This is a genomic window from Erwinia sp. 1181_3 (assembly GCF_052824965.1).
The window spans coordinates 794,767-818,946 of the sequence record NZ_VTDE01000002.1 but is presented as its reverse complement, the minus strand read 5'-3'; the positions used below and the strand labels follow the sequence as shown (position 1 = coordinate 818,946).

Genomic DNA, 24,180 nt, shown 5'->3' with positions numbered 1-24,180 from the left:
GATGACAGAACAACCGATCAACAAACTCTCCGTTGTGATCCCGGTCTACAACGAGCAGGAAAGCCTGCCCGAACTGCTCCGCCGTACGGAGGCTGCCTGCGCGCAACTGGCTATCGATTATGAAATTTTACTGGTCGATGACGGCAGCAGCGATGCGTCGGCCGAGATGCTCACTGCCGCCGCAGAGGCACCGGATAGCCATATTGTGGCGGTGTTGCTGAACCGTAACTACGGCCAACATTCGGCGATCATGGCCGGCTTCAGCCATGTTAGCGGTGACCTGATTATCACACTTGATGCCGACCTGCAAAACCCCCCTGAAGAGATCCCGCGCCTGGTGGAAACGGCCCGGCAGGGCTACGACGTGGTGGGCACCGTGCGGCAAAACCGTCAGGACAGCTGGTTCCGTAAGCGTGCTTCACGCCTGATCAATCATCTGATTCAACGCACCACGGGTAAAGCAATGGGTGACTACGGTTGCATGCTGCGAGCCTACCGACGTCATATTGTCGATGCCATGCTGCACTGCCATGAGCGCAGTACTTTTATCCCTATTCTGGCGAACACCTTTGCCCGGCGGGCCACAGAGATCCCGGTGCTGCACGCCGAACGCGAATTTGGCGATTCCAAATATAGCCTGATGCGCCTGATCAACCTGATGTATGACCTGATCACCTGCCTGACAACCACGCCACTGCGGCTGTTAAGCGTGTTTGGCAGCGTGATTGCGTTGGCGGGTTTTGCAATTTCCCTGCTGCTGATTGGACTGCGCCTGTTCCTTGGCCCGCAGTGGGCAGCAGAAGGGGTATTTATGCTGTTTGCCGTGCTGTTCATTTTTGTCGGCGCACAGTTTATTGGCATGGGGCTGCTTGGCGAGTATATCGGGCGTATCTACAACGATGTGCGCGCCCGTCCCCGTTATTTTATTCAGCGCGTTGTTAGCCGCGACGCCAACTCCACACAGGATAAATCATCATGAAAGCCGTAGTTTTTGCCTACCATGATATGGGCTGCACCGGGATCCGGGCGCTGGCTGAAGCGGGTTTTGACATCTGCGCGATTTTTACCCACGCGGATCATCCCGGCGAGAATCACTTCTTCGGGTCCGTCGCACGTACCGCCGCGCAGTTGGGTGTGCCGGTTTATGCGCCGGAGGAGGTTAACCATCCTCTGTGGATTGACCGCATCCGCGAGATGAAACCTGACGTGATTTTCTCATTCCACTACCGCCAGATGCTGAGCGACGAGATCCTCGCCTGTGCGCCAGTGGGGGCGTTTAATCTGCATGCCTCATTGTTGCCGAAGTATCGTGGCCGCGCGCCACTGAACTGGGTGCTGGTTGACGGTGAAGAAGAAACCGGTGTCACGCTGCATCGCATGGTGAAACGCGCCGATGCCGGGGCGATTATCGCCTGTGAGAAGGTGGCGATTGCGGCGGAAGATACTGCGCTGACGCTGCATTATAAAGTGTGTGAGAGTGCGAAACAGCTGCTGATGCGCAGCCTGCCAGACATTCTGCGTGGCAGTTTTATTGCCGTCGAACAGGATGAACGCAAAGCCACCTATGTCGGACGACGAACCCCGGAAGACGGACGCATCGACTGGCAGCAGCCAGTGCAACGTACCCATAACCTGGTACGTGCGGTCACCGATCCCTGGCCGGGGGCGTTCAGCTATGTGGGGGCCGCGAAGTTTATCATCTGGCAGTCCAAAATCTGCCACAACTGGCCGGTGACAAAGCCCGGTACGGTACTTTCCGTTTCGCCATTTGTGGTCGCCTGCGCAGAGGGTGCGTTGGAAGTGGTAACCGGGCAAAGCGAGAGCGGTGTCTACATGCAGGGCAGTCAACTGGCGCAAACCCTTGGGCTGGTGGCCGGTGCCCTGCTGCATAACCAGCCGGTGGTAGCGGCAAAACGCAGAACCCGTGTACTGATCCTTGGTGTCAATGGCTTTATCGGTAACCACCTGACTGAGCGCCTGCTGGCCGATGATCATTTCGAAATTTTCGGGCTGGACATTGGCTCTGATGCCATCAGCCGCTTCGTGGGCCATGAGCGTTTTCATTTTGTCGAAGGGGATATCAGTATTCACTCGGAGTGGATCGAGTACCACATTAAGAAATGTGATGTGGTATTACCCCTGGTGGCGATTGCCACACCGATCGAATACACCCGCAACCCGCTGCGCGTGTTTGAACTGGATTTTGAAGAAAATCTGAAGATCATTCGCGATTGTGTGAAGTACAAAAAGCGCATTATTTTCCCCTCCACCTCGGAGGTCTATGGCATGTGTACGGATGACACTTTCGATGAAGATCACTCGAATCTGGTGGTCGGGCCGATCAATAAACAGCGCTGGATCTATTCCGTCTCGAAACAGTTACTGGATCGGGTGATCTGGGCTTATGGAGAAAAAGAGGGGTTGCGGTTTACGCTGTTCCGGCCTTTCAACTGGATGGGACCGCGCCTGGATAACCTTAACGCGGCACGTATCGGCAGCTCGCGTGCCATTACTCAGTTGATCCTGAATCTGGTGGAAGGATCGCCGATTAAGTTGATTGACGGCGGGCGGCAGAAGCGCTGCTTTACCGATATCCGTGACGGCATTGAAGCGCTGTTCCTGATTATCGAGAATAAGCAGCAGAACTGCGATGGTCAGATTATCAATATCGGTAACCCGGATAACGAAGCCAGTATTAAAGAGCTGGCCGAACAGCTGCTGGCCAGTTTTGAACGGCACCCGCTGCGTCACCAATTCCCGCCATTTGCCGGTTTTCGCGAGGTGGAAAGTAGCAGCTATTATGGCAAGGGATATCAGGATGTGGAGCACCGTAAACCGTCGATCCGTAATGCGAAGCGTCTGCTGAACTGGCAGCCGGAGGTGGCGATGAACTACACCATTGATGCCACGCTCGACTTCTTCCTGCAAACCGTTGAACAGGGCGAGATTGTCGAATGATCAATGTGGGTTTACGCATTGATGTGGATACCTGGCGCGGCACCCGGGACGGTGTGCCGCGCCTGCTCTCCATTCTTGAACGTCAGCAAACCCGCGCCAGCTTTTTCTTCAGCGTTGGGCCGGATAATATGGGCCGCCATTTATGGCGGCTGCTAAAACCGCGCTTTCTGTGGAAGATGCTGAGGTCAAACGCGGCTTCACTCTACGGCTGGGACATTCTGCTGGCGGGTACAGCCTGGCCCGGACGACGTATCGGCCAGGGGCTGGCCGATACGATCCGTCAGGCAAGCTTGCAGCATGAAACAGGGATGCACGCTTGGGATCATTTTGCCTGGCAGACCTGGGCGGGCGTATGGCCTGCAGGGAAGCTGAGTGAAGAGGTCCGCCGGGGCGTTGAGGCACTCAGCGAACTGACCGGGCAACCCGTAACCTGTTCAGCCGCAGCGGGCTGGCGTGCCGATGGCCGTGTCCTCACCGCTAAACAGGCTTTTGACTTTCGTTATAACAGCGATTGTCGGGGCACAGAGCCTTTCCGGCCAATACTGCCAGATGGGCGGCTGGGAACCGTGCAAATCCCGGTGACGTTACCGACGTGGGACGAAGTGGCAGGGACGCGTGTCGATCCTGCGCACTACAACGCGTTCATCCTTGATGAGATCGCTCGCCAGCCGGGCGTGCCGGTTTACACCATCCATGCGGAAGCGGAAGGGATCGTGCTGGCGGACAAATTTGATGCACTGCTGACGGAGGCGCGACAGCGGGGGATTCGTTTCTGTCCATTGGGCGAGCTGCTGCCGCAGGACCTCTCGCAACTGCCGACAGGCAAAGTGATTCGGGGTAGCTTCCCCGGCCGTGAAGGTTGGCTGGGATGCCAGCAACTCGCTGAGTGATTGTGGATGAAATACACCCGTTATGCATTATTACTGCCCCTGTTGTATGCACTCTATTACCTGCTCCCTCTTGAGTTCCGGGCGCTGTGGCAGCCGGATGAAGTTCGCTATGCGGAGATCAGCCGTGAAATGCTGGTCAGTGGGAACTGGGTGGTGCCGCACTTTCTTGACCTGCGCTATTTTGAGAAGCCGATCGCCGGGTACTGGATCAATAACCTCAGTCAGTGGATCTTTGGCGGCAATAACTTCTCCGTGCGTTTTGGCTCAGTGCTTTCTGTGTCACTCAGTGCATTACTGATTTACTGGCTGGCGTTTTGTCTGTGGCGTAAGCGTGCGACGGCGCTGTTGTCTGCGGTGATCTTCCTCACCTGCATGTTGGTCTATTGCATCGGGACTTATGCGGTGCTGGACCCGATGATCACGCTATGGCTGACGGCTGCGATGTGCAGCTTCTGGCTGGTTGGGCAGGGGGGGAGCCGGCGGCAGAAAACAGCGGGTTGGTTACTGCTGGGGCTGGCCTGTGGTATGGGGTTTATGACCAAAGGCTTTCTGGCGCTGGCGGTTCCGGTGGTGGCAATTGTGCCGTGGATGGTCTGGCAGCGCCGAGTGAAAGAGCTGATGTTATGGGGACCGCTGGCCTTGCTCAGCGCGGCGCTGATCTCGGCACCCTGGGCCATCAGCATTGCCCGACAGGAACCCGACTTTTGGCATTATTTCTTCTGGGTGGAGCATATTCAGCGCTTTGCTGAGAATGATGCTCAACACAAAGCACCGTTCTGGTATTACATTCCGGTACTGATTGCCGGGGCACTTCCGTGGCTTGGTCTACTGCCGGGGGCGCTACATCGGGCCTGGCGGGAACGGCAGGGCGCTGTGGGTTCCGCTTATTTACTCGGTTGGGTGGTGATGCCGCTGCTGTTTTTCAGTGTGGCGAAAGGCAAACTGCCGACCTATATCCTGCCCTGTTTTGCACCGCTGGCGATGCTGCTGGCCCATCATGCGATGGCACTCTCCGCCGCGGGGCGACGCGGGCTGAAAGCCAACGGCGTGATCAATCTGGTGGTGGGGATTGTGCTGCTGCTGGCGATGGTGCTGATCGTGGCCCCCTGGGGCCTGCTCAGGCAGCCGGTGTATGCCCGACATGAGGTGATTAAAGTACTGCTGGGGGCGACAGCATTTCTCTTTTGGGCACTGGTGGGCGCGGCCAGCCTGGTGGAGGGCGCGAAGCACTGGCGGCTGGCGGCGCTGTGTCCGTTGGGGCTGGCGCTGGTGGTGGGGGCGGCGATCCCCGATAAAGTGATCAATTCCAAACAGCCGCAGCCGTTTATTGCCGATTTCAGCCGGGATTTGCAGCAGAGCCGCTTTGTGCTGTCGAACAATATTGGTACGGCATCGGCGCTGGCCTGGGAACTGAAGCGCAGCGATATTTTATTATTAGACCAACCGGGTGAGCTGGCCTACGGTTTGGGCTATGCCGATGGTGCCGATCGTCTTATTTCTACTGCGGATTTTGCGCAGTGGCTGAGCGCGCATCGGCGTGAAGGTAATGTATCGTTGATGATGAAATTAGCCTCTGAGGACAACAAGGTGGATGAGCGTATCCCTGCACCTGACCGTCTCTACCAGCAAGGGCGGATGCTGTTTTATCTCTATCGGCAGCAGCCGTGAATATGCTGCTGATTGTCCTGGCCAGCCTGCTGAGCTGTGGCGGGCAGTTGTGCCAGAAGCAGGCGACGGTGCGTGAGGGTCGCCGTCATTTTCTGGTGTGGCTGACGGCAAGCATATTGCTGCTGGGGATGGCGCTGCTGGTGTGGCTGCGTGTGTTGCAGACTGTGCCGGTGGGGGTCGCTTACCCCATGCTGAGTCTTAACTTTATTTTTGTGACCTTAGCCGCGCGCTGGCTGTGGCAGGAAGCGATTTCATGGCGTCATGGACTGGGCATTGTGCTGATTGTGGCCGGCGTGGCGGTGATGGGGAGCTATACCTGATGGGCCTGCTGTATGCTTTTTGCAGTGTGCTGCTGATCAGTGCTGCGCAGTTGATGATGAAGTGGGCGATGGTACAGCTTCCCGCTATCGATCAGCTCGCGCTATTCAGCGCGGCGCTGCTCAGCGTCTCTTTACCCACGCTGGTGCTCTCCGGCGGGCTGCTGGCCTACGCTCTGTCGATGATGTGCTGGTTACTGGCCTTACAGCGTCTGCCGCTGAGCCGGGTTTATCCGCTGTTGAGTCTGAGTTATCTGCTGGTATGGACGGCAGCACTGTGGTTGCCTGGGATGAATGAAATTTTTCTCTGGGGCAAGCTGGTGGGCGCGGCACTGATCCTCGTCGGGCTGCTATTGATATTCTGGCCGGGGAAAAAGGCCCACAGATAATGCTATCATCGCGCGATTCATTACACAGAGTCTGTTAAAAACATGAACCCTTCACTCCCCCTCCTGCAGGTCAGGGAGGTCTCGTTTGTGCGTCAGGGTAAAACGCTGTTGTCGCCCGTGTCCTTTGAGCTTCACAAGGGCGAATTCCTCTGGCTGACGGGGCCGTCCGGGGCAGGTAAAAGTACCCTGCTGAAAATTATTGCTTCTCTGCTTGATGCGTCCGGCGGTGAAGTGAGGTTTAACGGTCAGCCGATTATTGAGTTGAAACCCGAACAGTATCGCCAGCGTGTATCCTACGTGTTTCAGACCCCCCAGCTGTTTGGCCGTTCGGTGTATGACAATCTCTCTCTGCCCTATCAGATCCGCCAGCAGCCCGTAGATCGCCAGCATCTCGGCGACGAGCTGGAGCGATTGGGGCTGCCACCCGCAATGCTGGATACCTCAATTGATCAACTCTCCGGTGGGGAAAAACAGCGTGTGGCGCTGCTGCGCAATGTACAGTTTCGCCCGGATATCCTGCTACTGGACGAAATCAGTAGCGCGCTGGATGACGCGAATAAACGGAGGGTAGCGCAGTTGATCGACCAGCAGGTCGCGCAAGGAAGTGCGGCGATCTGGATCAGTCACGACAGCGTAGAAACAGATGATGGCAGACGGCGGATCCGGCTGTCGCCCGCAGCAACGGAGGGCCAGTATGAACCAGCATAATATTACCAATGAGTCACTGGCCCTGGCCTTAATGCTGGTGGTGATTGCACTGCTGGTCAGCAGCAAGGAGCGGCTGGGGCTGGAAAAAGACATCATCTGGAGCGTGGCGCGCGCCATTGTGCAGTTGGTGATTGTTGGCTATGTGCTCAAGTATATTTTCGATCTGAACAATCAGTGGCTGACCGTGTTGATGGTGCTGTTTATCTGCGTAAATGCCGCGTTGAATGCCAAAAAGCGCAGCCGCGCTATCGACAGAGGCTTTCTGATTTCGTTTATTGCCATCACCTCGGGTACTACGCTGACGCTGACCATTTTGCTGCTCAGTGGCGCGATTGAGTTTATGCCCATGCAGGTGATCCCGATCTCGGGAATGATTGCGGGCAATGCGATGGTGGCGGTGGGGTTATGCTTCAGTAATCTGAATCAGCGGTTTAGTGATAATCGCCAGAAGGTAGAGGAGATGCTGAGTCTGGGAGCGAGTGCAAAGCGGGCATCGACGTCTATCGTGCGCGACAGCATACGCGCAGCCATGATCCCCACGGTCGATGCAGCAAAAACGGTTGGTCTGGTGAGTTTACCGGGCATGATGTCCGGTCTGATTTTTGCCGGTATTGATCCGGTAAAAGCCATTAAGTATCAGATTATGGTGACCTTTATGCTGCTCGGCACCGCAAGCCTGTCGACCATCATTGCAGGTTATCTGGCGGCCCGCCGTTTTTATACCGCACGCGTGCAGTTGAAATAATCGTTGGCACCCGTCATGGCCGACCATTTTTTCCGGTCGGCCATGACATTTCTATGCCGGCAGTGTCGCTGACATCAGAAATTCACATTGGCGCTCAGGCCACCGATAAACGCGTCTTTAACCCCACTGACCGCGCCGGGAGAGGCGACATATTGCAGATTAGGGCGCAGGTTCAGCCAGTTAGTGGCGTGGACGTTATAGTAAACTTCGTAGTTCCATTCGGAGCCGTGCTGAACGGGCAGATACGTCGGGCTGTTATAACGGGACTCGCCGTTGTATTGATTGGTTTCGTGCTGCATTTTACCGTAGTCACTGTTGACGTGAATACGCGCGGCCCCGACACCTATCTCATCCTGCGCACGTGCCGCAAAGGGTCCTTTCCAGGTGAAGGATACCGCCTGGTAATGATCGGTTTTCGAGGTTTTATGATCGTTCATCACCGCCTGTACGGTTAAGCCCAGGCCCCGGTTGACATCACCGTCGGTTGCAGTTAACTGCTGTTGCAGCAGCATATAACCACCATAGGCTTTCGCCTGGCCGCCGTAGCCGCCATTATGGTAGCTGGCGTATTTATCCCCGTTAACCGAGGAGTAGTAGCCACCGATACGGTAGTTCCCAGGCAGCTTGTTGGCACCCAGCAGGGGTGTCCAGCCAAATTCAAAGGGGACCAGGTTACCCAGGCTCGGGCTGCCGTCGAGGTAGAAGCCGTTACCGCGATCGTAGTTATTACGGTTCTGGTTATAAAAGCCCACCTGGAAGAACATGTCGTCCGGCAGGTTCAGTTTTACGCGACCGCCCCATTGTGAGACCGGCCAGTTAAACCAGCGGTCTCCGCGCCAGTTACCCGGCTGACCGCTGCCAAAGGCCAGGTTCTGGAATTTGCTGTCGAATGCATCAAAGTCTTCACCCGTGGTCACGCGACCGGCTTTGATTTCAACCCGATGATCAAAGAAACCCTTGTTTACCCAAAATTGGGTCAGACGCCAGGTCTGCCCACGCCCCCAGACTTCTTCCACTGAGGACAAGCCGCCTGTCCGCGGATCGTTGATGTGCTGGGTCAGGTCGCGACCGTTCCGGCTGGTCACCGTGAACTGGACCTGTGTGTCATCCCAGTTGAGGAGTTTTTCCAGATCGAGAGTGGTGCCGAAGGCCCACTGATCGGTATAACGGGCAGTGGTGGAGGTGTTATACCCTCCGGCGAGATTACTGGCCGACTCCATGGTGTAGTTGACCTGGAAATCGGCACCTTCCCTTTTTAATTCGCTGCGATAGCCGTCCCAGTCGCCAAACAGATAATCCGAATCCAGACTGAGAGGGCGCATTTCTGCCCCTGCGGGGGCCGAAGCCCATAACAGTGCGCTTCCGCACATCATCAGCATGGCATGTTTACTCGTCCATTGAAAAACACCGTAATGATTCATTTATCTCTCCTTGTTATGAATAATCGTCTTGCCAACAAGCATTTTGGGCATCCAGGCGTCAGAAATTAATACCCGCGCCGAGTCCGCCCACAAACAGATGTGAATTTTCGCTCACAGCACCGGGCTTGGTGCTGGATTGCAGGTTAGGCCGCAGTATCAAGTGAGGCGTTAAGCGGTAGTTGTAATAGAGGTTGTAATTAAATCCGTCGCCCCGCATCAGCGGTTGCGGTTGATTATCGCGATATTCTTCAGGAATGGCCGGCGTATCTGCCTGAGGGGAAATAATTTCTGTTGATGGTGGCGGCTGATGCAGATAAAAACGTTCTGGCAGGGCAGATGCGTTAGCCACCATGAACAGCGTGGCAATACCGAGACACTGTTTAAGACAGGCTATTCTTTCCATGAGTTCACCTCTTATTATGATTATCTAATCGGTTTTTTAGCCCGATGAAGTACATCACAATGTGGTTAACCCGTTTCGCTATTAAGTGCTCTGGAGAGCGCCCATAAAAAAACGCCCACGAGGGGCGTTCAGAGTGTGATCAGGTCAGATCGAGCTTAGCGGCGGCCAAAAATCTTGGCGGCCAGGAAGCCTACACCGGCGGCAATCGCCAGTGAAACCAGGGGAGAATCCTGGGTTTTACTTTTCACGCAGTCCAGCGCATCATCCACGGCGTAAGAGGCTTTTGCTGCCTGCTGACGCACTTTTCCTCTGAATTCATGCTCCGGCGAGTCTACGGCTTTACCAAACTCTTCCTGCCCTTTGCCGACGGCTTCTTGCGCTTTATCGTTCGCTTTATCAAACAGACTCATTGTGCCTCCTTTTGATGGCATGATTTCCTGAAACGACTTTAAGCGTAGTTCATCTGTCGCGCTTTGCCGGAGCACTTATGTGTAAAAATATGAATGAAGGTGCCAGATACTGACAAAAAAGAGGGCAGATCAACGATCTGCCCTCTTTTGTCGGGAGCGTTAAGCTCCCGTGCTGCCAGTGATATTCTGCATAAGACTCAGGGTATCAATGGTAGCCTTCGTCCGGCTTGATCTTGCCGCGGAACACATAGTAGCTCCAGAAGGTATAGACCAGAATCACCGGAATAATCAGCAGACCACCGACTAACATAAAGCCCTGACTCTGCGGCGGGGAGGCGGCATCCCAGATGGTGATGGAAGGGGGAATGATATACGGCCAGATACTGATACCCAGTCCGGTAAAGCCCAGGAATACCAGCGCCAGGGTCAGCAGGAATGGCGTGTAGTGCGCGTGGCGTTGCAGTGCGCGCCACAGTGCCCAGGATGCCGCCATAACCAGTAAAGGAACCGGTAAAAACCAGAACAGGTTAGGCAGGGTGAACCAGCGTTGCATAATGCTGGTATGTGCCAGCGGTGTCCAGATGCTGACGATGGCCATCACGACCAGCAGGCCGATCAGCAGCGGTTTGGTCAGCGCCGTCATTTTCCTGTGCAGTTCATTCTCGGTCTTCATGATAAGCCATGTGCTACCCAGCAGGGCATAGGCCAGAACCAGACCAACACCGCAGAACAGCGTAAACGGCGTCAACCATGCCAGTGCCGGACCGCTGTACGTACGGTTGGTCACTTCAAAGCCGTTGATAAACGCGCCCAACACCACACCCTGACTGAAGGTTGCCACGTAAGAACCGCCGATAAACGCTTTATCCCAGAACGGACGGTGTTCTTCCGTTGCTTTAAAACGGAACTCAAACGCCACGCCACGGAAAATAAGACCGATCAGCATGATGGTGAGCGGGGCCGCCAGGGCGCTGGTGATCACCGCGTAGGCCAGCGGGAAAGCACCGAACAGTGCAGCCCCCCCGAGGATCAGCCAGGTTTCGTTGCCATCCCATACCGGGGCAACGGTGTTAACCATCATATCGCGCTCAATCGGATCTTTATTGAACGGGAACAGGATACCGATACCCAGATCGAAACCATCCATGATGATATACATCAGGGTGGCGAAGATGATGATAGTAAACCAGATAATTGAGAGATCGATGCCCACCTTACTTCTCCTCCTGCGGCGAATGTAATTTTTCCTGCACCGCAGACAGCGGGCGAGACGGAGTATGTGATGTGCCTGGGCCGCCTTCTGGCGTATGGTCACCTTCACCGGCCTGCGGGCCTTTCTTAATCAGGTTCGCCAGATAGCTGTAGCCGACGCCAAAGACGGCGCAGTACACCAGCAGGAACGCGATCAGGCTGATGCTCATTTGCAGCGTGCTGTGCAGCGATACGGCATCACGCGTGCGCAGCAGGCCATAAATAACCCACGGCTGACGGCCAATTTCGGTGGTAATCCAACCCGCCACCAGAGCAATCAGACCGGAAGGCCCCATCAACAGGACAAACCACAGGAAAGGACGAGAAGTATACAGGCGCTGACCGCGACGCATCCACAGGCTGACAACACCCAGCAAAATCATCAGCATACCCAGCGCAACCATCACGCGAAACGACCAGAACACCACGGTGGAGTTAGGACGATCTTCTTTCGGGAAGCTTTTCAGTGCCGGTACCTGTTTATCCAGGCTGTGGGTCAGGATCAGGCTACCGAGGTAAGGAATCTCCAGCGCGTACTTGGTACGCTCTTCTTTCATATCCGGGATGCCGAACAGGATCAGCGGGGTCGCTTCTCCCGGAGGATTCTCCCAGTGACCTTCAATCGCCGCGATTTTTGCAGGCTGATGTTCCAGCGTATTCAGGCCGTGGGCATCGCCAATCATTGCCTGAATCGGCGAGACGATCAGTGCCATCCACAGAGACATCGACAGCATTTTACGCACCGCTGGCGTATCGTTTTTACGCAGCAGATGCCATGCGGCAGAGGCACCCACAAAGAAGGCAGTCACCAGGAAAGCGGCGACGGACATATGCAGCAGGCGATAAGGGAAGGACGGGTTGAAGATAATTTTGAACCAGTCCACCGGTATCACAATGCCGTTTTCCAGCGCGTAACCTTGCGGCGTCTGCATCCAGCTATTGGAGGCCAGGATCCAGAAGGTGGAGATAATCGTGCCCAGCGCGACCATACAGGTCGCGAAGAAGTGCAGGCCACGGCTGACACGGTTCCAGCCAAACAGCATCACCCCGAGGAAGCCAGCTTCAAGGAAGAATGCGGTAAGCACTTCGTAGGTCAGGAGCGGGCCGGTAATACTGCCTGCAAACTGCGAAAATCCTGCCCAGTTGGTCCCAAACTGATAGGCCATCACCAGACCCGATACCACCCCCATACCGAAGTTAACGGCAAAGATTTTTGACCAAAAATGATAAAGGTCGCGATAGACCTCATTTTTGCTTTTCAGCCACAGACCTTCGAGCACGGCGAGAAAACTGGCCAGGCCAATGGTGATGGCGGGAAAGAGAATGTGGAAGGCTACGGTGAAACCAAACTGTATCCTCGCCAGATGGAACGCATCTAATCCGAACATTGCTTACCTCGATCTAACATGAACAACTGCCTTTTATTTTTTTACCCACGGTTAACAAATAGGTGACATATAGCAAAAAAGAAAATGTGTCAGCCGGGGGACTTCTCATCGGAGATTTGATCCTAAGACCAAAGCAGGTGAAGAAGTAGCAACAGTAATAGTGAACTGGCCTATAACAGTAACGATTATTACGAGTAATTGTTTCGTCAACAGGTTAAATCAACGGAAGATAATGTTAATGCAGGATAGAAGAATGATGCTCATATGTGAAAATGCTGTATCTTTCTGTCGTAAAAGCATTTTTTTCGTTGGTGCGTCGGCGGGGTTCGTCAGGTGACTATCGTTATTCTGCGTTGAAAACCTCAGGTGAGGCGTACATCCAATATAGCTAACAGGGCTATAAAAAAGGATGTTTACGCATCATTATTATAATAACCCTATAGTTTTTCATGACTTATGAATAATATGTGGATTTAATGTTATTATTTGGTTCTATTAATTTTAAATGACCTTTTCCCACTATTTGGATTGGCTTATCAATCCCTCTGCCTGACCAATCGTCTCTCTCCTCCCTGTAAATGTTAAGGGTGTAATACACATAAATATGTAAATTGAATTATTTAGTTACAAATTTCTGGCGTTTTTATCGCCGATCGTTGCGGCGAATCAAGAAATCGTCTGAATAATGATGCTTGTGGTGAGTGGGTGCAGTGCGTGCTATAACCAAAAAAACGTTGTCAGCCTCGGGAGTCAAATGGATACCTTTATGATGTTGTTACCCGTATATGTTGCCTATCTGCTGGGCACGGCCAGCCCTGGCCCGAGCAATATGGCGATTATGGGTGTCGCGATGCGCCAGGGGCGCCGCCCGGCATTGATGCTGGCGGCGGGTGTGATCACGGGGTCACTGTGCTGGGCGCTGCTGGTTGCGACCGGTTTATCCACGCTGCTACTGGCTTACGCTCAGGCTATTGTGGTGATCAAAGTGGTGGGGGGCTTCTATTTGCTTTTGCTGGCGTGGAAAGCGGCACGGAGTGCTGCCCGTCGTGGGGAAGACAGCGTTGTACCGCTGGCGGTAGGGGGGGCAGCCGCTTCCCTCTACCGCCGTGGTTTGCTGCTGCATCTGGGAAATCCAAAGGCGATTCTGGTGTGGACGGCGATAATGTCATTGGGGATTCACCCGGATGCGGCCCCTTCCGTACTGCCGTTGATTGTCGGTGGCTGTGCGTTACTGGGGATAATGGTGTTCAGCAGCTACGCGCTGTTGTTCTCCACCCCGGCGATGAGCCGGGGGTATCAGAAATGCCGCCGCAGTATTGAAGGCATTTTCGCGCTGTTTTTCACGGCGGCGGGCGTGAAGCTGCTGTTTTCACGTTAACCGTACGCCGGGCCTCCGGCGTGCCTTATGCCTGAGGCTGATAACCGGCCAGTTCACTGTCCGGCATTCCGGCATCACGCGCCGCCTGACAAATCTGCTGCCAGCTATTGGCATCAATCGGAATACCGTGCAGGCGGCGTTCGGCGCGCTGTGCTTCCTCCCACTCACCCGGGATCAGGATTGCATTGTCACCCGCCTGCGGTGAGGCTTTCGTCCAGGCAATAAAGGCTTCCGCTTCCTGCTGCATGTCCGGTGCGTCAAATGCTGCCGGGTCAAGTACTACGGTGGTCATGCAGTTAAAGATAGCGTCACTGGTATTTTTCAGTGACTGTAGGTGGGTCGTTTGGCCACCGGAAAGTGCCCCGCCGAGGATTTCGCACATCACCGCCAGCGCATAGCCTTTATGCAGGCCAAAGGCCAGAAGGGAACCAAATGGCGCTTCATGCATCACCGCAGGGTCAATGTCCGGCTTCCCTTGATGATCGATCAGATAGCCAGGCGGGACGTTGACACCTTTATTCCAGGCAACGCGGGTTTTACCGTAAGCAATGCCGCTGGTGGCGAAATCAAGCAGCAGCGGTGGCTGGCCGGGGCGCGGGAAGATGGCGCAAAATGGGTTGGTCCCGAAGCGGCGGTCACTGCCGTTAAACGGCGCAACCATCGGATCGCCAACAACGTTGACGAAATGAAACGAGATATAACCGGCGCGTGCGCACTGCTCCGCCCAGTGACCAATGCGCCCAATATGGTGCGAGTTCCGCAATGCGATGGCACACATTCCCAGCTTCTGGGTACGTGCAATCGCCAGATCCATCGCTTCAGCGGCCATCACCTGGCCAAAGCCCTGGCCGCCATCGACGGTGAGCACCGCCCCGGCGTCTTTAACGATCCTGAGCTGCTGGTTCTGCTGCAGATGTCCCTGGGATTTTGAGAGCATATAACTTGGGATCATCCCGACACCGTGAGAATCATGCCCGGCAAGGTTCGCTGCCACCAAATGCTCGGCGACGCGTTGCGCTTCCTGCTTGCTGCTGCCTGCGTGCTGCCACAGACTCTGCACCATCTGCTGTAAAATGGTGTGATTAATGTAAATGTCACCCTGAATCTGGTTCATTTTTTTTCCTTAAAATAATGAAGGTTACTGCTTATTTTTAAACGAATAATTGGTTTTTGTCCGTTTAATTTTTCTGCACGCCAGGCTTCTTTTTCGATGAATATCGCGACATTCCTGTTCGATATATTGCTAATTTCATCGGTTGCTAAGTATACTATTGCATTGATATGTATTGATTTTTTAACTAAAGCCAAATTTTTTTGCTCGTGCTCGGACAGACGCCGCTTGGGGTAAAACAGCCGTATGGAAAGTGAACACACAGAACCCACCAGCACTAACAGTATTCCTTTACTGGATCTGTCTGCGATTTCGCGCGAGATGCTGCTGCTGGGTAAACGGCTGGCAGATACCAAATATAAGATTGATATGCTGGGGAAAGTCGGCTGGGGTGAGCTGACGGCTAACCTGCACGGTCTGGAAGCTAGTGGCGAATGGAATGGCCCGGACGATGCGCTGACTTTTTTCAGTAAGATTTTTCCCTTTGCGATCCTGCCTTCAGAAACTGAGCCGATGGGGATCTATCAGGTGCCAACCGAGCGGGTGATTGGCCGAAGCTGGCGCTGGTGGCCCGATCACCTTAGTGGTAACAGCGAAGAGAAATTGCGTGAGCATCTGAACGGCCCCAATGCTGCCGAGAGTACCTCTTACTATTTTATTTCCGCACTGGCTGTGCTGTTGGCGGTACAGGGACAGAGCAGGGTGAATTATTGCCGACAACGGCATATTCCGCTTATTACGGCGCGGGTAACGTATCTTTCCTACCCGCCCGCTGACCGTTTCAAGCTCTACCATGTTACCCGTGGCAACACCCGGCAGAGCTGGATAGTGCTGAATGATCGCTATTTACAGGCGATTCAGTGGCCGCGTATTACGCTGCCGGCACTGAGCAGTTATGGAGTGCATAGCGCCGTCTGGCCTCAGACGTTTCCCTCCACGGAACGAATTTTCGACGAGTTACATCATCCTCAACCCGCCGAGGATTTTGTCGCACCCTGCGTGGATTTACAGGCGCTGCAACAAAAAATAGAAGTGGAAGAACAGGAAGCGCTGCTGGCGGCTAAGCCGGTGAAAATGGCGCTGAGCGATATGGATATCGTGAATCTCTGGCCGGTGACGATGACCCTGACGTTCTTTTTCCTGCTCTCGCTGGTGGCAGCGGGCGTGACGGCGGGCGGGGGTTGGTTAGGTCTGATTAGTCTGGTGATCTGCGGGATGTCCGGCGCGCTGCTGCTGCTGCTCGCTGCACCTGTTTTCCTTGTGCGACAGAGTTTACGCAGCCGCAACAAAAAGGAGAGGGAAGAGTCGGCCACTTCTGTGCCAGAAGAGAACCCGGCATCCCCGCCAGCCGTATAAAAAAGCCCACGTAAAGTGGGCAACTAAAGCTATTCATCTGACTTTGCCATAATAATTACGGCAATAAATCATCGCACTAATCCCACAATAAATATAAGTGATTATACAGATCGATCTTTAGTGATCGATCGGAAAAACCGATTGATAGTCAAAATGTGAAGCAGGCGATACAAAGATAGAGCGAAATCGCACAATGCGCTTCTAAGTGGCGTCAATAACAGCCTAATGCGGTTGTTCAAATCCTGCTTTAACCATCTGTTCGCGCAGGGCGCTGGTGATAACCCGGTTGCCCCCCGTGACCGGAAAGATCACGTTATTGATCACATCATCCAGATAGTGCTCATTAAATTCATGTGCGGTCAGCTGACCACCACCTTCATCGTTGATCGCAATCGATCCTTTAATATGATCGCCCGCATTCTTCGCGGTCAAACTGTAACGACCCATGCTGGTATTTATCGTGCTCATAAGATCTCCTTGTAACATTTTCAGGGGGAAAGGGTAGCAAGTGAGTCCATAAAATGACCTGAATAAGTCTAGCCAGGCTGCGCGCGATCCTCTAAGTCCTGAGCGTAAAGAAGTGAAAGATCGTGAGCGTGGTCGCTAAATTTTTTGCATGTTGCAGGGCATTATCTGTCCGTCGTTAACCCGCGAGGGTGACGTCAAGTTCAAGCGTAGCCAGTTCCTGACGTGCAGCGGCAGGCAGGTGTGGGTCAGTGATGATGCTGTCAAACTGTGTCAGTGGCAGGGCAAGAAAGGTGGCAATTTTGTTGTACTTTGAGCTATCGGCCAGCAGTACACGTTTTCGGCTGACTTCACTGACGGCGCGTTTAACGGCGATTTTTTCTTCATCCGGGGTAAAGGTGCCACGCATTCCCCAGCATGAGGCGGAGATAAATGCGATGTCTACGGACAGGCCACGCAGCGCCTGAGCAGCAGCATCCCCTACGCAGGAGCGGTTGTCGCGGCACAGTGTACCGCCAGTGTGGATCATCCGGCACTGGCTGGTGTCGATCAGGAAATTGGCAATCACAAAATCGTTGGTGATGATCAGCAGGTCATCACGGATGCCCAATTCGCGTGCCAGGGCCAGCGTGGTGGTGCCGGCATCCAGGTAGATGCAGCTGTTACGCGGGATATGGCGGGCGGCGGCGGCACCAATGGTCTGTTTTTCAAGGCTGAACATACTGGTTTTATCCAGATGCGTCGGCTCGCTGGAGAGGCGTTCTGTGGAACGGACACCGCCTGACACCAGTAACACGGCTCCCTGTTCTTCCAGCTTTTGCAGATCGCGGCGAATGGTCATGTGCGATACGGCCAGACGTTCAGTCAGTTCAGCAATGCTCACGACTCCCCGCTCTTGTACCAGCGTTAATATTTGTTGATGTCGTTCTACCGGGATCATCATTATTCCTGTTGAGAGGGGAGTTGGCTTGACCAGAGTGTAAAGGAGCGTACCCGGCGTCTGCACCACAATTTTTATCAATTTATCACGGAAAGAAGACGTTTTCCTTCCCATATATCGATGGTTTTGTTTTTATCTTTATGAATTTAAATGAGTATTTTTATATCACGGTTATCGTGCTGCGGTGTTAATTCTTGTTATTCCTTCCTTTTTTACGGTTAATTGTTGTGATGCACGTCACCAAAAGTGCCGATAAAAGCGCCTATACTTCACATATCAAAACAAATAATCACCAAAATTAACACGGAGTGCGTATGTCTAAGGCAACATCAATGTCGGTTTGTGTCGTCGGCCTCGGTTCAATGGGGATGGGAGCTGCGCAGTCCTGTATCAAAGCGGGCCTGAAAACCTGGGGCGTGGATCTTAACCCACAGGCTCTGCAAACACTGCGCGACAGCGGTGCGCAGGCGGCGGAGAACTCGGCCAATGACTTTGCAGCCCAGCTTGATGCGGTGCTGCTGCTGGTGGTGAATGCCGCCCAGGTGAAACAGATTTTGTTTGCGGAGCACGGACTGGCGTCACGCTTAACACCCGGCACTGTGGTGATGGTTTCTTCGACGATCTCTGCGCAGGATGCACAGGCGATTGAACAGCAGCTGGCCGCACACCAGTTAATTATGCTCGATGCACCGGTATCCGGAGGGGCAGCGAAAGCGGCAACCGGTGAAATGACCGTGATGGCCTCCGGTAGTGATGAGGCATTTGATCGGTTACAGCCCGTGCTGGACGCGGTAGCGGGAAAAGTGTATCGCATTGGCAGCGAGATTGGTCTTGGTTCGACAGTGAAGATCATTCACCAGTTGCTCGCCGGTGTTCATATTGCCGCAGGCGCAGAAGCGATGGCACTGGCCGCCCGCGCCGGTATTCCACTGGATACCATGTATGACGTGGTGACCAACGCCGCAGGCAACTCCTGGATGTTTGAAAACCGTATGCGTCATGTGGTTGACGGCGATTATTCACCGAAATCGGCGGTCGATATTTTTGTTAAAGATCTCGGCCTGGTCGCTGACACGGCGAAAGCGCTGCATTTCCCACTGCCGCTGGCGTCCACGGCATTCAATATGTTTACCTCCGCCAGTAACGCGGGCTTTGGCCGCGAAGATGACAGCGCAGTAATTAAGATTTTCAGCGGCATTACGCTGCCCGTAAAACAGGAGCAGAAATAATGCGTCTGGGTGTGATTGCGGATGATTTTACCGGGGCGACGGATATTGCCAGTTTCCTGGTACAGAACGGCATGTCTACCGTCCAGGTCAATGGCGTGCCAGCAGGGCCACTGTCGTCGCAGGCTGATGCCATTGTTGTCAGTCTGAAGTCGCGCTCCTGTGCAGCGGAGAAAGCGGTGGCTGATTCGTTACAGGCGCTGGCCTGGTTACAGCAGCAGGGGTGCGAACGTTTTTATTTTAAATACTGCTCCACTTTTGACAGTACCGCACAGGGGAATATTGGCCCGGTCACCGATGCGCTGCTGGCGGCACTGGGTGAGTCACAAACCATTATCTCTCCGTCACTGCCGGTGAATGGTCGCACGGTGTATCAGGGGCATCTTTTTGTCATGGATCAGCTGCTGTCAGATTCCGGTATGCGTCATCACCCTGTGACGCCGATGACCGACAGCAATTTGTTACGGCTGATGGAAGCACAGGCGAGCGGTAAGGCGGGATTGATTAACAGTCAGACGCTGGATCAGGGCGCCGATGCGGTGCGTCTGGCGCTGGAGGAACTGGCACAGCAGGGCGTGCAGTATGTAGTGCTGGATGCGCTGAATGAGCAGCATCTGCTGACCCAGGGAGAAGCGCTGCGCGATCGCCGCCTGGTGACGGGCGGCTCAGGGCTGGCAATCGGCCTGGCGCGTCAGTGGGCCAGTGCCGGGCACGATAGTGCGCGTGCTCAGGCCGCGGGTGCGCCGCAGGGCCAGCGCGCAGTGGTGCTGTCTGGTTCCTGCTCGACCATGACCAACCGCCAGGTGGCGCGTTATCGCCAGCAGGCTGCAGCCGCGGCGATTGATGTGGAACGTGCGCTGCATGAGCGCGACCGTTATGCCAGCGAACTGTGCGACTGGGTGGTGCAGCACGAATCAGATGCACTGGCCCCGTTGTTGTTCGCGACCTCAGACCCAGAAACCCTGCAACGTATTCAGCAGCAGTACGGCGCCGCGCACAGCAGTGAAGCCGTTGAGCAGTTGTTTGCCGCTGTGGTGCGTGAGTTGCAACAGCGTGGCTGGCAGCGTTTTATCGTGGCAGGAGGGGAAACCTCCGGCGTGGTAGCGCAGACGTTAGGCATTGATGCATTTCATATCGGCCCGGTGATTTCGCCAGGCGTGCCCTGGGTGCGCGCCGTCGGGCAGCCCGTTTCGCTGGCGCTGAAATCCGGTAATTTCGGCGATGAAAACTTTTTTGCCCGCGCACAAACGGAGTTCGTAGTATGACTGAACAACAAGCACGTGAAGAGATGGTCCGGCTGGGCGCTTCGTTTTTCCAGCGTGGCTATGCCACGGGCTCAGCCGGGAATCTGTCTATGCGACTGGAAGATGGTACGTTGCTGGCGACGCCCACCGGCTCCTGCCTGGGTGAGCTGGTCGCAGAAAGGCTATCGAAAGTGACCCCGGAAGGAGAGTGGATTGGCGGTGATAAACCGTCGAAAGAGATCAGCTTTCATCGCGCTATTTATCTGAATAATCCGGCATGTGGGGCGATTGTTCACCTGCACTGCCTGTATCTTACTGCGCTCTCCTGCCTGGAAGGGCTGGACACGAAAAACTGTATTCGCCCGTTCACGCCGTATGTGGTGATGCGCGTGGGCGATGTCCCCGTGGTGCCTTATTATCGCCCGGGCGATGAGCGCCTGGGAGAGGACCTGGCGAAACTGGCCCCGCACTACAAGGCGTTTCTGCTGGCGAATCATGGTCCGGTGGTGGTGGGGAAAACCCTGCGTGAAGCCGCTGATAATACCGAAGAACTGGAAGAGACTGCCCGGCTGATCTTTACGCTGGGCGACCGCCCGATTCGTTATCTTAATGATGACGAAGTGGCTGAATTACGGAGCTGAACATGCCTAAATTTGCTGCCAATCTGTCCACCCTGTTTAACGAGCTGCCGTTTTTGGCGCGTTTTGATGCCGCAGCTGAAGCCGGTTTTCATGGGGTAGAGTTTCTTTTTCCCTATGAATACGACGCCGATACGTTAAAGCAGGCGTTAACCCGCAATCATCTGGAACTGGTGCTGTTCAATACGGCGCCCGGTAATACAGCGGCGGGTGAGTGGGGTGTTTCTGCGATCCCCGGCCGTGAAGCGGATGCCCGCAAAGATATCGATCGGGCGCTGGAGTATGCGCTGGCGCTGAATTGCCGCCAGGTTCATATCATGGCGTCGGTGGTGCCGGAAGGGGCTGACCGTGAGGCTTACTGCCGCACTTTCATCGATAACGTGCGCTATGCCGCAGAGCGCTTTGCTCCGCATGGCGTGCGTGTTTTGCTGGAAGCGTTGAATCCAAAGACGAAACCCAATTATCTCTATTCCAGCCAGTATCAGGTGCTGGATATCATCAAACGTATCGACCGCCCAGGCGTGTTCAGCCAGCTCGATCTGTTCCATGCGCAGTTGGTAGATGGCAACCTGAGCCATCTGATTACTGACTATATCGGGCAGTATCAACATATCCAGATTGCTTCCGCACCGGATCGTCATGAACCGGACGAGGGTGAAATTAACTATCCGTGGCTGTTCGATCTGCTCGATCGTAGCGGATATAGCGGCTGGATAGGCTGCGAGTATTTCCCGCGTACCACTACGCTGGAAGGACTGGGCTGGTTTAACGCCTTTAAATAACAGGACCTGTTGTGATGAACGCTGCGTGTTCTGGCGCGCAGCGCTGGCTTTTTGCTGCCTGAATCAGGCGGTAAAGCCGGGGAAAATGAAATAAAACGGTGCTGTAGAGCACTGCGTAAAAAATAAAACCCTACGAGGCTGCAAAGATGTCTACTGCCCTGTTATTAACCATTGCTGTTGCCAGCGTGCTGATCCTGCTGCTGCTGGTGATTAAAGCCAAAGTTCATCCGTTTGTTGCTCTGCTGGTCGTCAGCCTGTTAGTGGCGATCTCGACCGGTATACCTGCCGATAACATTATGAAGGTGATTGTTTCCGGTATGGGCGGGCTGCTCGGCTCGATTACCATTATTATCGTGCTGGGCGCCATGCTGGGTGCGATCATTGAATCGTCCGGCGGAGCGGAGTCGCTGGCACAGCGCTTTACCCATACGCTGGGAGTCAAACGCACCGTCGCTGCACTGACTATGGCGGCGTTTATCCTCGGGATTCCAGTCTTCTTCGAAGTCGGGTTCATTATTGTTATCCCGCTGATTTACGGTTTCACCAAAGTGGCGCGCGTCTCTCCGCTAAAATATGGTTTGCCGATGGCGGGGGTGATGTTAACCGTGCACGTCGCATTGCCTACTCATCCGGGGGCGGCAGCAGCGGCGGGGTTGTTAGGGTCTGATATGGGCTGGTTGATGTTGCTGGGTATCGCGGTATCGATTCCGGTCGGTGTGGTGGGTTATTTTGTCGCGAAAGTGATGAACCGCCGTCAGTATCATTTGTCGCTGGACGTCCTGGAGCAGCTTCAACTGGCGAAACCGGAAAGTAGCCCGCGTCAGAATCAGGAATTACCACCGGGTGCCTGGATGATTTCATCGCTCATTGTGGTGCCGATTGTCCTGATTGTGGTGGGTACACTGGCACATAGCGTACTGCCTGAAGGCAACAGCCTGCGCCAGTTCCTGACGCTGGTGGGGACGCCGGCCATTGCATTACTGATCGCACTGGCGCTTTCTGCCTGGTTGCTCGGTCTGCGCCGTGGCTGGAGCAAAGAAAAGCTCAGCGAATTGCTGGACCGCGCTATTCCGAGTTCAGCAGGGGTGATTCTGGTAGCAGGTGCAGGGGGCGCGTTTGGTAAGGTGTTGGTGGAATCAGGCGTCGGTAAAGCATTGGCACTGTCGCTGGAAACTATCCATCTGCCGTTGATTCCGGCTGCTTTTATTCTGTCGCTGGCACTGCGTGCCTCGCAGGGATCGGCGACCGTTGCCATTCTGACGACCAGTGGCCTGCTGACGCAGGCGGTCACCGGGTTAAGTGATACACAACTGGTGCTGGTCACCCTGTCTGCCTGCTTCGGTGGCCTGGGGCTGTCGCATGTGAATGATGCCGGATTCTGGGTGGTGACGCGTTATCTTGGCCTGTCGGTCGCCGACGGTCTGAGAACCTGGACCGTGCTGACAACGGCGATGGGATTGACCGGTTTTGCGCTGGTATTGATGCTGTCTCTGGTGCTGTAGTGTTTGTCTGATCGGTTTCACCACGCGAAGAATCAATCTTCTTCTATACTTAAGTCACTACGTTGTAGTGACTTTTTTTATGAGAAGAGGGCATGGAATGAAAATTATTCTCTGGATTATTGCGATCATCTTTATTGTCGGTCTGCTGACTATTACCGGTGTATTCAAGCTTATTTTCTAACGGTATGTGGATAAGCATTATTCCGTTTTAACACGGCGGTCAGCAGTTTGCTGGCCCCGTACTCAACGTCATTCCGTCAACATCAGCCGCGTAAGGGTTTATCCGTAAAGTAGCATACGGCATGCTTATCGCCTTTTTTCGCTGGCCATACTGAAACCGATTCCGCAGAACGGATGCAGACATCATGTGGATTCAGACGCTTATGACAGACTGCACAAGCAGCCCCGTGATATTCAGTACTATCATTACGCGTCGTGAATATAAATTTTGAACTTCCGCACCTGCCACACCTTAGCATTTTCACAACCTCTACTCTTCCTGAGTGCTATTCAATGAGAATTATCTTATCAAAAATTCCGAGGAGATCTATAAATAATATTCATTAATTAGCTTTGTGAATTAACGGCTAATAGTATGATTTTTGTAGTGTTTACGGTTTTTTTATCAGTTTTTTCGAATTATTGAGGATAAAAACAGTCATTTCATTCACTGTACAATGATTTTCATCAAGTAAACTTCACCGAATTTTTACTGATTGATTAGCGCTGTGAAGGTTTTTTTCACTTTTTGGAAAGATTACTACTGAAGTTTACGAGTTTTCCTGGTGTGATATTTTCTCAGCTGAATTATATTTTTTCTTACCTACACCGATGTTTTATAATGTGAAATAACGGGAATGCTCTTTTTACTGATGGGATATATTTCGGTGATTAATGGAGTGTTTAAGTGCTTTGTTTATAATTATTACCAGAACGGGTAATACATTTGGTCAGGGTTTCTGACTAACGTTGAGGATGTTGCATACAGCG

General features: G+C 53.9%; 24 protein-coding genes. 16 read left to right on the top strand and 8 right to left on the bottom strand.

All coding sequences use genetic code 11. The annotated features are described in order from the left end of the window. The first annotated feature begins 1 nt into the window (after window position 1). Genes arnC through fetB form a run of 8 tightly spaced genes read left to right on the top strand, consistent with a single transcriptional unit; the run spans window position 2 to window position 7,675 of the window. Window positions 2-979, top strand: a complete 978-nt coding sequence (gene arnC / locus FY046_RS08255; RefSeq protein ID WP_259152599.1) for an undecaprenyl-phosphate 4-deoxy-4-formamido-L-arabinose transferase — start codon at window positions 2-4, stop codon at window positions 977-979. Next, window positions 976-2,958 carry a bifunctional UDP-4-amino-4-deoxy-L-arabinose formyltransferase/UDP-glucuronic acid oxidase ArnA gene (arnA, locus tag FY046_RS08250; protein WP_339505721.1) on the top strand — a complete coding sequence of 661 codons (1,983 nt, stop codon included), beginning with the start codon at window positions 976-978 and terminating at the stop codon, window positions 2,956-2,958. Before arnC ends, arnA begins: the two co-directional genes overlap by 4 nt. Next, complete coding sequence (arnD, locus tag FY046_RS08245; RefSeq protein WP_133845647.1) at window positions 2,955-3,848, top strand: 4-deoxy-4-formamido-L-arabinose-phosphoundecaprenol deformylase; 894 nt, start codon at window positions 2,955-2,957, stop codon at window positions 3,846-3,848. Before arnA ends, arnD begins: the two co-directional genes overlap by 4 nt. A 6-nt stretch (window positions 3,849-3,854) precedes the next feature. Beyond that, complete coding sequence (gene arnT, locus FY046_RS08240; protein ID WP_133845645.1) at window positions 3,855-5,516, top strand: lipid IV(A) 4-amino-4-deoxy-L-arabinosyltransferase; 1,662 nt, start codon at window positions 3,855-3,857, stop codon at window positions 5,514-5,516. Beyond that, the gene (arnE, locus tag FY046_RS08235) at window positions 5,513-5,836 is read left to right on the top strand and encodes a 4-amino-4-deoxy-L-arabinose-phosphoundecaprenol flippase subunit ArnE (protein ID WP_159337450.1); all 324 of its coding nucleotides are present in this window, start codon (window positions 5,513-5,515) and stop codon (window positions 5,834-5,836) included. The genes arnT and arnE overlap by 4 nt, the downstream gene beginning before the upstream one ends. Further along, window positions 5,836-6,222, top strand: coding sequence for a 4-amino-4-deoxy-L-arabinose-phosphoundecaprenol flippase subunit ArnF (arnF, locus tag FY046_RS08230; protein WP_133845642.1), 387 nt, complete (start codon window positions 5,836-5,838; stop codon window positions 6,220-6,222). The genes arnE and arnF overlap by 1 nt, the downstream gene beginning before the upstream one ends. Before the next feature lie 42 nt (window positions 6,223-6,264). Beyond that, a complete protein-coding gene (fetA, locus tag FY046_RS08225; protein WP_159337449.1) occupies window positions 6,265-6,930 on the top strand; it encodes an iron efflux ABC transporter ATP-binding subunit FetA in 666 nt (221 codons plus the stop codon). Continuing rightward, entirely contained in the window at window positions 6,917-7,675 is a 759-nt protein-coding gene (gene fetB / locus FY046_RS08220) for an iron efflux ABC transporter permease subunit FetB (RefSeq protein ID WP_133845638.1), read from the top strand. The genes fetA and fetB overlap by 14 nt, the downstream gene beginning before the upstream one ends. A gap of 74 nt (window positions 7,676-7,749) precedes the next feature. Here the strand turns inward: fetB and FY046_RS08215 are convergent, their stop codons facing one another. The 5 genes from FY046_RS08215 to FY046_RS08195 form a co-directional block, all read right to left on the bottom strand. Continuing rightward, window positions 7,750-8,997 (bottom strand): carbohydrate porin, encoded by a 1,248-nt coding sequence (locus FY046_RS08215; RefSeq protein ID WP_446185940.1) that lies wholly within the window; start codon window positions 8,995-8,997, stop codon window positions 7,750-7,752. 157 nt (window positions 8,998-9,154) lie between these two features. Beyond that, the gene (locus FY046_RS08210) at window positions 9,155-9,499 is read right to left on the bottom strand and encodes a carbohydrate porin (protein WP_133845636.1); all 345 of its coding nucleotides are present in this window, start codon (window positions 9,497-9,499) and stop codon (window positions 9,155-9,157) included. A gap of 155 nt (window positions 9,500-9,654) precedes the next feature. After that, entirely contained in the window at window positions 9,655-9,909 is a 255-nt protein-coding gene (locus tag FY046_RS08205) for a CsbD family protein (protein ID WP_133845634.1), read from the bottom strand. Between the two features lie 205 nt (window positions 9,910-10,114). Next, window positions 10,115-11,122, bottom strand: a complete 1,008-nt coding sequence (gene cydB, locus FY046_RS08200) for a cytochrome d ubiquinol oxidase subunit II (protein ID WP_133845632.1) — start codon at window positions 11,120-11,122, stop codon at window positions 10,115-10,117. 1 nt (window position 11,123) lies between these two features. After that, window positions 11,124-12,548 (bottom strand): cytochrome ubiquinol oxidase subunit I, encoded by a 1,425-nt coding sequence (locus FY046_RS08195; protein ID WP_133845630.1) that lies wholly within the window; start codon window positions 12,546-12,548, stop codon window positions 11,124-11,126. Between the two features lie 754 nt (window positions 12,549-13,302). Between FY046_RS08195 and FY046_RS08190 the strand changes: the two genes are divergently transcribed. After that, on the top strand, window positions 13,303-13,926 hold the full coding sequence (locus FY046_RS08190) for a LysE family translocator (protein ID WP_446185939.1): 624 nt from the start codon (window positions 13,303-13,305) through the stop codon (window positions 13,924-13,926). Window positions 13,927-13,951: 25 nt separating this feature from the next. Here the strand turns inward: FY046_RS08190 and FY046_RS08185 are convergent, their stop codons facing one another. Continuing rightward, window positions 13,952-15,040 carry a malate/lactate/ureidoglycolate dehydrogenase gene (locus FY046_RS08185; RefSeq protein WP_446185938.1) on the bottom strand — a complete coding sequence of 363 codons (1,089 nt, stop codon included), beginning with the start codon at window positions 15,038-15,040 and terminating at the stop codon, window positions 13,952-13,954. 243 nt (window positions 15,041-15,283) lie between these two features. On the opposite strand from FY046_RS08185, the gene FY046_RS08180 reads away from it, so the two are divergent. Beyond that, window positions 15,284-16,393 carry a hypothetical protein gene (locus FY046_RS08180; protein ID WP_238337072.1) on the top strand — a complete coding sequence of 370 codons (1,110 nt, stop codon included), beginning with the start codon at window positions 15,284-15,286 and terminating at the stop codon, window positions 16,391-16,393. A gap of 222 nt (window positions 16,394-16,615) precedes the next feature. Here FY046_RS08180 and FY046_RS08175 read toward each other — a convergent pair whose 3' ends face one another. Together FY046_RS08175 and ygbI are read right to left on the bottom strand one after the other, a co-directional pair. Continuing rightward, window positions 16,616-16,861, bottom strand: coding sequence for a hypothetical protein (locus FY046_RS08175; protein ID WP_133845626.1), 246 nt, complete (start codon window positions 16,859-16,861; stop codon window positions 16,616-16,618). 175 nt (window positions 16,862-17,036) lie between these two features. Then, the gene (gene ygbI / locus FY046_RS08170; protein ID WP_167864164.1) at window positions 17,037-17,798 is read right to left on the bottom strand and encodes a DNA-binding transcriptional repressor YgbI; all 762 of its coding nucleotides are present in this window, start codon (window positions 17,796-17,798) and stop codon (window positions 17,037-17,039) included. A 314-nt stretch (window positions 17,799-18,112) separates the two neighbouring features. On the opposite strand from ygbI, the gene ltnD reads away from it, so the two are divergent. From ltnD to FY046_RS08140, 6 genes are all read left to right on the top strand, one after another. Beyond that, window positions 18,113-19,027 (top strand): L-threonate dehydrogenase, encoded by a 915-nt coding sequence (ltnD, locus tag FY046_RS08165; protein WP_133845624.1) that lies wholly within the window; start codon window positions 18,113-18,115, stop codon window positions 19,025-19,027. Beyond that, complete coding sequence (gene otnK / locus FY046_RS08160) at window positions 19,027-20,289, top strand: 3-oxo-tetronate kinase (RefSeq protein WP_446185937.1); 1,263 nt, start codon at window positions 19,027-19,029, stop codon at window positions 20,287-20,289. The genes ltnD and otnK overlap by 1 nt, the downstream gene beginning before the upstream one ends. Beyond that, window positions 20,286-20,909 (top strand): 3-oxo-tetronate 4-phosphate decarboxylase, encoded by a 624-nt coding sequence (gene otnC / locus FY046_RS08155; protein ID WP_159337445.1) that lies wholly within the window; start codon window positions 20,286-20,288, stop codon window positions 20,907-20,909. Before otnK ends, otnC begins: the two co-directional genes overlap by 4 nt. Before the next feature lie 2 nt (window positions 20,910-20,911). Further along, the gene (locus tag FY046_RS08150; protein ID WP_421504834.1) at window positions 20,912-21,688 is read left to right on the top strand and encodes an HPr family phosphocarrier protein; all 777 of its coding nucleotides are present in this window, start codon (window positions 20,912-20,914) and stop codon (window positions 21,686-21,688) included. A gap of 146 nt (window positions 21,689-21,834) precedes the next feature. Beyond that, window positions 21,835-23,190: a GntP family transporter gene (locus FY046_RS08145; RefSeq protein ID WP_446185936.1), complete on the top strand. Its 1,356-nt coding sequence runs from the start codon at window positions 21,835-21,837 to the stop codon at window positions 23,188-23,190. A 79-nt stretch (window positions 23,191-23,269) separates the two neighbouring features. Beyond that, window positions 23,270-23,371: a hypothetical protein gene (locus FY046_RS08140; RefSeq protein ID WP_445224722.1), complete on the top strand. Its 102-nt coding sequence runs from the start codon at window positions 23,270-23,272 to the stop codon at window positions 23,369-23,371. Window positions 23,372-24,180: the final 809 nt, after the last annotated feature.